This is a genomic window from Cohnella xylanilytica (genome assembly GCF_014212175.1).
GTDB classification, from domain to species: domain Bacteria; phylum Bacillota; class Bacilli; order Paenibacillales; family Paenibacillaceae; genus Cohnella; species Cohnella xylanilytica.
In genome coordinates this window covers 131,993-142,700 of record NZ_JACJVR010000064.1, presented here as the reverse complement: position 1 = coordinate 142,700, position 10,708 = coordinate 131,993, and the positions used below count along the sequence as shown (strand labels likewise).

Annotated in this window: 9 protein-coding genes; 1 reads left to right on the top strand and 8 read right to left on the bottom strand. The window is 65.6% G+C overall.

Translation table 11 applies throughout. The annotated features are described in order from the left end of the window. From H7B90_RS17090 to H7B90_RS17075, 4 genes are all read right to left on the bottom strand, one after another. Positions 1-566, bottom strand: a 566-nt coding sequence (locus H7B90_RS17090) for an NAD-dependent epimerase/dehydratase family protein (protein ID WP_185137095.1), incomplete at its 3' end; no start/stop codon positions are given. Between the two features lie 37 nt (positions 567-603). After that, entirely contained in the window at positions 604-2,880 is a 2,277-nt protein-coding gene (locus tag H7B90_RS17085) for a methyltransferase domain-containing protein (RefSeq protein WP_185137094.1), read from the bottom strand. Then, entirely contained in the window at positions 2,877-3,965 is a 1,089-nt protein-coding gene (locus H7B90_RS17080; RefSeq protein ID WP_212959269.1) for a glycosyltransferase, read from the bottom strand. The genes H7B90_RS17085 and H7B90_RS17080 overlap by 4 nt, the downstream gene beginning before the upstream one ends. Before the next feature lie 179 nt (positions 3,966-4,144). Beyond that, entirely contained in the window at positions 4,145-4,576 is a 432-nt protein-coding gene (locus H7B90_RS17075; RefSeq protein WP_185137093.1) for a hypothetical protein, read from the bottom strand. Between the two features lie 161 nt (positions 4,577-4,737). Here H7B90_RS17075 and H7B90_RS17070 point away from each other — a divergent pair, with 161 nt between their 5' ends. Further along, positions 4,738-5,412 (top strand): SOS response-associated peptidase, encoded by a 675-nt coding sequence (locus tag H7B90_RS17070; protein WP_185137092.1) that lies wholly within the window; start codon positions 4,738-4,740, stop codon positions 5,410-5,412. 25 nt (positions 5,413-5,437) lie between these two features. Here H7B90_RS17070 and H7B90_RS17065 read toward each other — a convergent pair whose 3' ends face one another. The 4 genes from H7B90_RS17065 to H7B90_RS17050 all read right to left on the bottom strand — a co-directional run bounded on the left by H7B90_RS17065 (position 5,438) and on the right by H7B90_RS17050 (position 10,667). Continuing rightward, the gene (locus tag H7B90_RS17065; protein ID WP_185137108.1) at positions 5,438-5,725 is read right to left on the bottom strand and encodes a stage VI sporulation protein F; all 288 of its coding nucleotides are present in this window, start codon (positions 5,723-5,725) and stop codon (positions 5,438-5,440) included. 71 nt (positions 5,726-5,796) lie between these two features. Beyond that, positions 5,797-7,848: an ATP-dependent DNA helicase RecG gene (gene recG, locus H7B90_RS17060; RefSeq protein ID WP_185137091.1), complete on the bottom strand. Its 2,052-nt coding sequence runs from the start codon at positions 7,846-7,848 to the stop codon at positions 5,797-5,799. Positions 7,849-7,872: 24 nt separating this feature from the next. Beyond that, entirely contained in the window at positions 7,873-8,733 is an 861-nt protein-coding gene (locus H7B90_RS17055) for a fatty acid kinase binding subunit FakB (RefSeq protein WP_185137090.1), read from the bottom strand. A 38-nt stretch (positions 8,734-8,771) separates the two neighbouring features. Further along, a complete protein-coding gene (locus H7B90_RS17050; RefSeq protein ID WP_185137089.1) occupies positions 8,772-10,667 on the bottom strand; it encodes a fatty acid kinase ATP-binding subunit FakA in 1,896 nt (631 codons plus the stop codon). Positions 10,668-10,708 lie beyond the last annotated feature (41 nt).

Sequence of the window (10,708 nt, the reverse complement as noted above, 5' to 3'; positions counted from 1 at the left end):
GCCGTCGCGACGGCCGCCGGACGCCCGCTCCCGGCGCCGAAGAAGGAGCGGCGGTACGCCGCCGCCACGAGCTCCGCGCAGGCCGCGCTCGCCGAGTACGGGTCCGCTCCGCCGAGCGGGTCGCCCTCGCGCAAGCTCTCGCCGCCTTCCGGGTCCGCGTAGCAGCGGTCCGAGGTGACGACGACGACCGCCCGAACCGTCCCGGAGGCCAATACCGCGTCCAGCGTCCGCGCCGTGCCGACCGCGTTCGCCTCGAACGTCTCCGCCGGCCGCTCGTAGCCGGCGGCTACATGCGGCTGCCCGGCCAGATGGAAGACGACGTCCGGGCCGAAGGCGGCCATCGACGCCGACAGCCGCGCGCCGTCGCGAATGTCCCCGGTCGCCGAGGGGAACGCCCGATCCAGCCCGCAGAGCGAATAGAGGGCGGGCGAGGTCGGCTCCCCCAGGCCGTAGCCGAACAGCTCCGCGCCCAGCTCCGCGAGCCACAGGCTCAGCCAGCTTCCCATGAACCCGGTATGGCCGGTCACGAACACCTTTTTGCCGCGCCAGAACGATGGATCCGGCATACGAGACACCTCCGTCCGCCGCTTGCCGGCGTTTGCGTTATTTTTTGCGGCAGACGGCGACCGCGTACGCCGGCTTCGCGTTCTTCATGCGGCCGAGCGGCGCCGGGGCGAAGTACCTCGCGTGCTCCGGATGCATGCCCGGAATGTCGGTCGGAACCGGCCCGAGGGCTGCGGCGACGTCCGCCCATTGGGGCGCCACGGCTCCGTTCGGGCCGACGAACGACTGCCCGTACACGCCTTCGAGGTCGTAGAGCAGCGTCAGCTCCCCGACGAATTCGTTCAGCGAGTATTCGAAGCAGTGATACGGATTGAACACCTTGCCGCCGAACGGGACGCCCGGGTTGGTTACCTCGCGGTTCGGAGTGGACACGATCAGGCGGCCGCCGGGCTTCAGGACGCGGGCGGCTTCGCGCAGCCACTGCGCGCCGTCGGGCACGTGCTCGATCGTCTCGAACGTGACGACGACGTCGAACGATTCGTTCGGGAACGGGAGCCGAAGGACGTCGCCGACCCGGAACGAGATTCCCGGGGCCGCGTAATCCCGGTTCGCGAGCCGCACCGATTCGGCGTCGATGTCGACGCCTTCGACCTCCGCGGCTCCCGCGTCCTTCAGCATGCGGGTGCCGAAGCCCGATCCGCTCGCGGCATCGAGCACCCGCTTGCCGACGCAGTACGGCTGCGCCAGCCGGTAGCGGTAGACGTGCTCCGCATAGACGTCGGGATGGCTGCCGAGCACGGCGTTGTTGAGAATCAGACGCTCGCCCGTGAAGACGGCGTCGTTCTGGGGCGCCGGGAGGTCCGCGAGAATCGGCGGCGGCGCGGCCGGGGACTCCCCCGGAGCGACTCCGGCGCCGGCCGGCCCGTCTCCCGTATCCGCGTCCGCCCCCTTCTTCCCGCCCGCTTCGGACGTCGGGGCGGCGTCCGCGGCCGGCGGCGTCTTCTTGCGCAGGAAGTTCAGCGGCAACGCGTTCTCCTCCTCCTGTCTCCGGACGGCCCTCGCGACGAAATACAGCACCGCGAAGTCGTCCTTCCGGTCGCGGCCCGCGATCTTCGTCAGCGCCTCGACCGCCTCCTCATCGATCTCCCCCGCCAGCTTCTCGACGGCGACGTCGGTATAGCCGTGCTCCTCGAGCCGCCGCTTCGTCTCGGCCTCCGACAGCATCGATCCCGGCTTCAGCCGGCTGACCGGGGACAGGAACGCCTTCACGTGGGCCGCGTTCAGCCGGTTCGGCACCGTCGCCACGACGACCCCTCCCGGGCGCAGCAGCGTCTCTAGCGCGGACATCGCCTCGGAAGGCAGCGCGGTCGGGAAGACGTCGTGCAGCAGCACGGCGTCGTAGCCGTCCCCTTCTTCGTCCCACAGCGAGGGATCCGCTGCCGTCCAGACTCTCTCGGCGATGCCGCGGGCGATTCCCGCGGCGGCGTCGTTCGCCTCGAAGCCGAACAGCCGGAAGTCCGGGTGCCGGTTGCGCAGCTCGAGCAGGGTTCCCCCGCAGCCGCAGCTGATCTCCAGCACCTTGAGGCCCTTCTTGCCCTTCACGGCCGGCTCCAGCGAGTCCAGCACGTCCGTCCGGATGTTGGTGGCGATCGCCGGATGGAACCCCCACTTGCGCTGGAACACGATCGCGTTGTCGTGCATCAGCTTGCGGTGCAGCTCCTGGCGGTCCCGGAACGTCGCGCTTCCTTCGTGGTGAACGAACGTATCCTTGCACAGCAGCAGGCGGTATCCGAACCGCCGCGCGCGCAGGCACCAGTCGTCGTCCTCGTAGTTGCCGATGCCGTAAGCCTCGTCCAGAGGGCCTACGGCCTCCCAGGCGCGGCGGGAGACGAGCAGGCAGAAGCCGATCAGCTTCAGCCTCTCTTCCCACAGGGAAGGGGTCGATACGTTGTAAGCCTCCGCGAACCTCTCCAGCTCTTCCGGAGTCCGGTACGTCGCCTCCACCGTCTGCCCGTATCCCGCGTAGTTCGTGACCGGCCCGACGGCGGCGACGTCGTCCCCGCTGTCCAGCGCCCGCGTCAGCTGCTCGAGCCAGCGGGGCGTGACCGCCGTATCGTTGTTGAGAAGCAGGATGCGGTCCCCCGAAGCGGCCGCCGCTCCCGCGTTGCACCCTCTGGCGTACCCCGCGTTGGTTCCCGTCTCGACGAGCCGGACGTCGGGCTGCTCCTTCAGCCACTTCGCCGTGCCGTCCGCCGAAGCGTTGTCGACGACGATCAGCTCGTAGCTGCCCTCGGCCGTATGCCGGCGAATGCTCTCGATGCAGCGCTTGGTGACGGCGAGCTGATTGTGCGTCACGATGACGATGCTCGTGGTCAACCCGGCCCTCCCCCTTCCCCCATGGCTTCCAGAAGCTTGGCCCGGTTGGAGAGCAGGTTCGGGTCGCGGGGCAAAAATTCCAGCGCCTTCTCGTTGTGCTCGTAGGCTCTCTCCAGCTCTCCGAGCAGTCCGTAGCAGATGCACAGCTGCAGATGCGGCAGCCAGGTCCAGCAGATAAGGTTCAGAATGCCGAAGTGGTGCAGCGGCTTCTCCAGCCGGAGGGCGAGTTCGTACCAGAAGATCGCCTTCCGGATCTCCCCGCGGTCCTGGTAGCAGTAGCCGATCGCGCAGCAGAAGTCGGCGCGCGGAATGTCGTATTCCATCGTCCGGACGAGGCTACGCAGCTTGCCTTCCATGTCGCCGAGATGGTGGCGGCATTCCGCCAGCTTCGAGCAGGCGAGCAGATGGTCCTCGAAATATTCGACGGGCTGGCTCAGGAACTTCTCGTAAATCTCGGCCGCTTCCGCATATCTCTGCGAATCGGCCAGCTCGTTGCCGTAGTACAGCAGGTTGCGGCCGAACAAGCCTCCGTCCCGCTCCATCATTCTCTGGAAGATGTCGAGGTTCCGCGCGGAATGGCTTCCCTTGCGGTCGTGGGTCACCGCGATGTCGGTCAAATAAACGTTGCCGTTCACTTCCAGATATTCGTGGATCGGATTATGCCACCGGTAACCCCGGCTGCGCTTGACGAGCCGGTTCCGCCGGGACATCGCGGCCGGATTGCCCTCCGCGTCGAGCAGCAAGTGATATTCCATCGCCACCGAATCGACCGCCGGGTCGAGCGTCTCCTTCAGCGACGCGAACAGCTTCCGGTCTCTCTCCCGCAGCCGGTCGTCGGCGTCCAGCCACAGGATGTAGTCCTGGGTCGCGAGCGAGAACGAATAGTTGCGGGCGGCCGCGAAATCGTAAATCCATTCGAAATCGTAAATGCGATCGGTGTAACGGGAAGCGATCTCCTTCGTCCCGTCGGTCGACCCGGTATCCACGATCACGATCTCGTCCACCAGGTCGCGGACCGAGTCGAGACATCGGGCCAGCACCTCTTCCTCGTTCTTGACGATCATGCACAAGCTGACGGTGATCACGGCGCTCCTCCTTCGCCCTTAGACAATAAACTCTGTCCCAGTCTATGCCGCGCGGGAACGTTCCGATTGGACAGGTGCACCGTGCCGTCCGCCTTGCGACGCGACAAAAAGCCGGCGGAGAACCCCGAAGGTTCCCCGCCGGCTTGGCGCGAAAAAAAATCGTATTCCCGTTATCGCGATTACGGCGCGCCTTGCGACGCGATTCCCCAGAACACTTCGGGACCGGTACGCACCCCGCTCAGCACGATCAGAGGGCCGCCGAAAATAAACGCCGAGTAAATCGTTTCTGCCGCGGCGGGCGCAAGCAGGTCTTGCGCGGTGAAGGTGTAGATATCCGAGAATAACGACACGCGAACGCCCAACGTGGCGGTGTAGATAACGTTGGCCGGGCTGTAGGTCGTCGTGCCGCGGAGGATTTGGATGGTGAACGTGTTGCCGACGATCGGGTCGCTGATGCCCACCATGCCGGTGAGAGTAATGACTTTGTTGGCGACGTTGTCCGTCTGCAGGCCGATAACGCCGAACAGCACGGGAGTCGTCGTCAGGGGGGTGTTGGGAGCGCCGGTGATGCTGGAGTTCATCGAGCTCCGCAAATCCAAAAATCTGCCCACCGTGTTCACCTCCTTCTGCGTGAAGATGATACATCGTATGTCCTTCCTCGTCCCGTCGATTGGACAATCCTCTAGGTCAATCGCTCATTTTTGCGGGGGAAGATGCGGTATAATGAAGCCAAACGGAAGGAATGGCCGTCCTTCGGAAGGAGAGAAGCGGGATGTGCGGAAGGTATACGATTACGGTGACGCTCGAGGAGCTGCTGGCCCGGTACGAAGCCGAGAACATGTCCGCCGAGTACCAGCCGCGCTACAATATCGCCCCGGGGCAGATGGTGCCGGCCGTGATCGCGGGCGCCGAGGGACGCAGGCTGGGGATGCTGAGATGGGGGCTCGTCCCGCCTTGGGCGGACGACCCGAAGATCGGCAATCGCATGATCAACGCGCGCGCCGAGACGCTGGAGGAGCGGCCCGCTTACCGGAACGCGTACCGGACCAAGCGGTGCCTGATCCCGGCCGACGGCTTCTACGAATGGAAGAAGATCGCGGGCGGGCCGAGCCGGCCGTTCCGCATCACGCTTCGCGGGGGCGGGCTGTTCAGCCTCGCCGGCTTGTACGAGACGTGGACGTCGCCGGACGGCGACCGGCTGCACACGTGCGCCGTTCTGACGACGGAGCCGAACCGGCTCATGGCGGACATTCACGACCGGATGCCGGTCATTCTGAGGAAGGAAGACGAGGACCTGTGGCTCGACCGCCGGGTGCGGGAGCCGGCGAAGCTCGCCGGGCTTCTCGCGCCGTATCCGGCGGAAGAGATGGAAGCGTACGAGGTCGGGCGGCTCGTCGGCAACGTGGCGAACGACGTGCCGGCGTGCCTGGAGAAGGCGAACGGGTAGAGAAAAAAGCGCTCCGGACGGAGCGCTAACGGAACATCGCCCACAGCTTCAGCAGGTGGAACGTGTTCTTCGGATCGATCCTCTGCGCGATGACGAAGCTGACGATCTGCTCTTCCTGAATATCGGTCAGCGGCTCGTTCAGAATGCGCGAGGCCGACTTCACCCACTTTCGGACTTTGACGCGGTCTTGAAGATCGTATTTGGTCGCCCCGTCGAGCAGCTGCTTGAACTTCTCCTTGGTCGACGGATTCTTGAGCTTGAATTTGACGCGCTCGACGAGATCCGGCCTGATGCCGAATTTCTGCCAGCTCATTAGCGTCCCACGTCCCTTCGGCATAATCTCGATTATCCTATGCCGGACCGGGACGGATGATGACCCCCAAATCAATCGAGCGGCTCGCCCTCGAGCGTCGTTTCCCGCCGCAGATAACTTCGCAGCCCCTCGTATCCGGGGGACGTCCAGAACTCCGGCCGCGCCGTCAGCTCGGCGGCGTCGTCCCTCGCCTGCTCCAGCACGGCGAAATCCTCCATCAGGTTGGCGACCTTGAACTCCGGCACCCCGCTCTGCTTCGTGCCGAAGAATTCCCCGGGCCCGCGCAGCTCCAGGTCGCGTCTGGCGATCTCGAAGCCGTCGTCGGTATCCGTCATCGCCTTCATCCGCTCCTGCCCGTTCTCCGTCTTCGGATCCGCGATCAGGACGCAGTACGATTGAAGGTCGCTCCGGCCTACCCTTCCCCGCAGCTGGTGCAGCTGGGACAGCCCGAACCGCTCGGCGTCCATGACGATCATCAGCGTCGCGTTCGGCACGTCCACCCCGACCTCGATAACCGTCGTGGAGACGAGAACGGTCGTCTTGCCGGCCGCGAAGTCGCCCATCGCCTCGTCCTTCTCCGCGGGCGTCATCCGCCCGTGCAGCAGCCCGATCGCAAGCTCCGGCATCGCCAGCCTCAGCTCGGCGTGAAGATCGATGGCGTTCTGCACGTCGAGCTTCTCGGATTCCTCGATGAGCGGGCAGATGAAGAACGTCTGGTGGCCGAGCTCCGCCTCCCGCCGGATGAACCCGAGCACCCGGTCCATCATCTCGTGCTTCACCCAATACGTCTTGATCGGCTTGCGCCCCTTCGGCCGCTCCTGGATCGTGGAGACGTCCATGTCTCCGAACACCGTGATCGCGAGCGTCCGCGGAATCGGCGTCGCCGTCATGGACAGCACGTCCGGGTTCAGCCCCTTCTTGCGCAGGATGCTCCGCTGGTTCACCCCGAACCGGTGCTGCTCGTCCGTCACGACGAGCCCGAGCCGCCGGAAGACGACGTCGTCCTGGATAAGCGCGTGGGTGCCGATCACGATGTCGATCAGCCCCATCTGCAGCGCGGCCAGGACGTCCTTCCGCTTGCGGTCGGTCAGGCTGCCGGTCAGCAGCCCCACCTGAATGCCGTACGGCTCGAACAGCTTGCCGAGCGAACGGGCGTGCTGCTCGGCGAGAATCTCCGTCGGCACCATAAGCGCTCCCTGGTAGCCGGCCCTTACGGTCATGTACAGCGCGACCGCGGACACGACCGTCTTGCCCGAGCCGACGTCGCCCTGGAGCAGGCGGTTCATCGAATACGGTCTTTTCATATCGTACGTAATCTCGTTGATGACCTGCTTCTGCGCGTCGGTCAGCTCGAACGGCAGCGCCGCCACAAAGGCGCGGACCTCCTCGCTGTTCACCGGGTGGGCGATGCCGTCCGGCTGCTTCCGGTTCGCCGCGCGGTAGGCCTGCAGCTTCAGCTCGAACAGGAACAGCTCCTCGTACACCATCCGGCGCCGGGCCTCCTGCCCCTCCTTCGTGTTCTCCGGCCGGTGCAGCCGCATGACCGCCTCGCGCCGCGGGATAAGCCCGTGCCGGTTCAGCAGCTCCGCCGGCAGCAGCTCGGGGATCATCGCGCCGTACTGGTTCAGCGCCTCGTCGATCTTCTTGCGCATCCAGGCCTGGGTCAGGCTGCCCCCGACCGAATAGACCGGCTGCAGCGTCCCCGTCTTGGCGCCCCCGCGGTCCGGGAATTCCGACTCCGCCACCGTCAGCTGCCTGCGGCGCTGATCCCACTTGCCCGTCATCGTGATCTCCCGGCCGAGCTCGAGCTGATCCTTCAGGAACGCCCGATTGAACCAGACGGCCGTAATCAGGAGGCCTTCCACGGTGACCCGGCACAGCAGCCGGGCCGTGCGGCCGTACCGCTGCAGGGAGGCCGCCGAAGAGATCGTGCCCTGCACCGTGATCTTATCCCCGTCCTTCACCTCGTGAAGCGCGCGGATCCGGTAATCCTCGTACCGGAACGGATAATAGTCGATCAGATCCCCGACCGATGAAATGCCCAAGGCGTGAAGCTCCCCCGCCTTCTGGGTGCTCACGCCTCGGAGTTTCTCTACGGGGATAGCGAACAAGTCTGTCGTCATGCGCTATCAACCTCTCCATGCTGCCTATCGCCGCGCCGCCGGGGAGAAGAAGATCCCCACCGTGCCGGGGCCGGCATGCGTGCCGATGACGGGGCCGATCTCCGAACGGTTGTATTCGCGAACCTGGAACCGCTCCTTCAGTACGGCGATCAATTCGTCCGCCATCTCGGTCCGGCCGGGCGTCACGACGGCCGACATGTCGACGGGGCCTGAGCCGAAGTCCGCTTCCAGCAGCTCGACGATGCGGGCGTACGCCCGCTTCTGCCCTCTCACCTTGTCCAGCGCGTTGACATAGCCTTCGTCGTCGATGGTCAGAATCGGCTTGATGTTCAGCAGCGTGCCGAACAGAGCCGACGCCCGGCCGATGCGGCCGCCCTTGTGCAAGTATTCGAGCGTGTCCACGAGAAAATAAAGCTTCGTCTCCCGCTTCAGGCGCCCGATCCGCTCCAGAATCTCGTCCCGGCCGACGCCCTGGCGGGCCAGCTCGGCGGCCAGGACGACCATCATGCCGTAGCCGTAGGACGCCGACTTGGAGTCGACGACCGTCACGTCGCCTTCGCCTTCCAGCATCGACTGGGCCAGCAAGGCCGACTGGTACGTGCCGCTCATGGCCGAGGACAGATGAATCGAGATGACGGCTCGTCCTTCGTCCGTATGACGTTTAAAAATCTCGTAAAAGTCCGAAGGAGACGGCTGGGACGTCTTCGGCAGCGTCGCCGATTGGCGCAGCTTCTCGTAAAATTCCGCCGGCTGCAGCGTCACGTTGTCGAGGTATTCCTCGCCGCCGATATGAACGCGCAGGGGCACCATCTCGATGCCGAGCCTCTCCCGGACTTCCCGGGGAATATCGGCGGTGCTGTCCGTCACGATCGCGATCGAACTCATGGGCATGCCTCCGTTCTCTATTCGTCCGGATGCCCGGATCAATTCTGTTCCACCATGAACCAATACGGGTACAGCGGCTGTCCGCCTTCATGCACCTCGACTTCGGCCTCCGGATACTTCTCGTCCAGCCAGGCGAGCAGCGCTCCCGTGCAGGCCGGATCGGCCCCTTCCCCCGTCAGGATCATGACGAGCTCGTCCCCGGCCTCCATCATCTTGGCCAGCAAGGTCCGGGCGGCTTCCTCGACGCCGTCCTCGGCGGCGACGATCGCCTTGTTCAGGATGCCGATATATTGGCCGTCCTTGATGTCCAGGCCGTCGATGCGCGTATCCCGGACCGCCTTCGTCAGCTGCCCCGTCGACACCCGCTCGATCGCCTTCAGCATGCGCTCCGCGTTGGCCTCGGCCGAATCCTCCTCGCGGAAGGCGAGCAGCGCCGCCATCCCTTGCGGAATGCTGGTCGAAGGGATGACCGTCGCCGGGCGCTCCGCCAGCTCCGCCGCCTGCTTGGCGGCCATCTGGATGTTCGGGTTGTTCGGCAGGATGAACACGTGCTCCACCGCCAGCGTCCCGATCGCCTTCACCAGGTCCTCGGTGCTCGGGTTCATGCTCTGCCCGCCGGAGATAACCGCGTCGACCCCGAGGCTGCGCAGCAGCTCCTCGTTGCCCTTGCCGACGCTCACCGCGACGATCCCGAACGGCGCCATCTCGTACGCGTACGGATTGGCCGGCGCCGGCTCCCGGATCGAAGCCGCAGACGCGGCCGGCTCTTCGGCTTGGGCTACGGCCGCGGGCAATCCCGAAGCGGCCTCGAGGCCGAGGGATTCTCCCTCGTACGGCTTCGGAAGCACGGCCGCCGGGCCGGCTCCCGGCTTCTCGCGAAGCAGCTCGCGGTGCTGGTCCTGCATGTTCAGGATGCGCAGCTCGGTCAATTCGCCGTAGACGATCGCGGCGTTCAGCACGTCGCCGGGACGCCGGGAGTGCACGTGCACCTTCACGATATCCCCGTCGTCGATCAGGATGACCGAATCGCCGTCCTTCTCGAGCGTCCTGCGGAAGGCGGCTTCCGGGAAGGGAGCCTTGCCCGCGAGGGAATCCCGGCGAATGAAGAACTCCATGTCGTACGGGAACCGGATCGATTCGGTCGCGAGCCGCGACTGGGCCGAACGGCCGGCGTTCGAATCCGCCGCGGAAGCGGCCGGAACGGGCGAAGCCGCGGCCGAAGCGGCGTTAGCGGCGGACGGGGCGGCTCCGGGAGACGGCCGGGAAGCCGGGGTCTCGTAGGGCGAATAGCCCCCCGCGCCCGCGCCGATTCCCTCCGCCGAAGCCAGGTAGTCCGCGAAGCCTTCATATATATAAACGAGCCCCTGGCCGCCGGAATCGACGACCCCGACCTGCTTCAGCACCGGCAGCATCTCCGGCGTGCGGGAGAGCGTCTCGGCGGCCTTGGCGAGCACTTCGTTCATCCATTCGGCGAGATCCGCCGTGCGCCGCGAAGCGGCCGTGCCCTGGCGGGCGGCCTCCCGGGCGACGGTCAGAATCGTTCCTTCGACGGGCTTCGCCACTGACTTGTAAGCGGTGTCAACTCCTTGTTGCAGAGCCGCCGCGAATGCGGGAACGGTCAGTTCGCGCAGACCGGCCACGGAACGGGAGAAGCCTCTGAACAGCTGGGACAGGATGACGCCGGAATTGCCGCGGGCGCCCATGAGCAGCCCCTTGGCCAGCACCTCCGCGGCGCGGCCGACTTCGTCCGTCGGTTTATGGTTCAATTCGGCCGCTCCGGCCGACATGGTCATGTTCATGTTCGTTCCCGTATCGCCGTCCGGCACCGGGAACACGTTCAATTCGTTGACGCGGTCCTGGTGCTTCGCCAGTCGATCCGCTCCGGCCATCACCATGGCCGTCCATTCCGCCGCGTTCAAGCTGCGTTTGCTCAAATGGTATTCCCCTTCCGAAGGTACGATCGGTTAATGTCGGT

Excerpts from the sequence above, each read along its gene's own strand:
- H7B90_RS17055 (WP_185137090.1), bottom strand. The coding sequence starts at position 8,733 with ATGAGTTCGATCGCGATCGTGACGGACAGCACCGCCGATATTCCCCGG.
- H7B90_RS17070 (WP_185137092.1), top strand. The coding sequence starts at position 4,738 with ATGTGCGGAAGGTATACGATTACGGTGACGCTCGAGGAGCTGCTGGCC.
- H7B90_RS17065 (WP_185137108.1), bottom strand. The coding sequence starts at position 5,725 with ATGAGCTGGCAGAAATTCGGCATCAGGCCGGATCTCGTCGAGCGCGTC.
- recG (WP_185137091.1), bottom strand. The coding sequence starts at position 7,848 with ATGACGACAGACTTGTTCGCTATCCCCGTAGAGAAACTCCGAGGCGTG.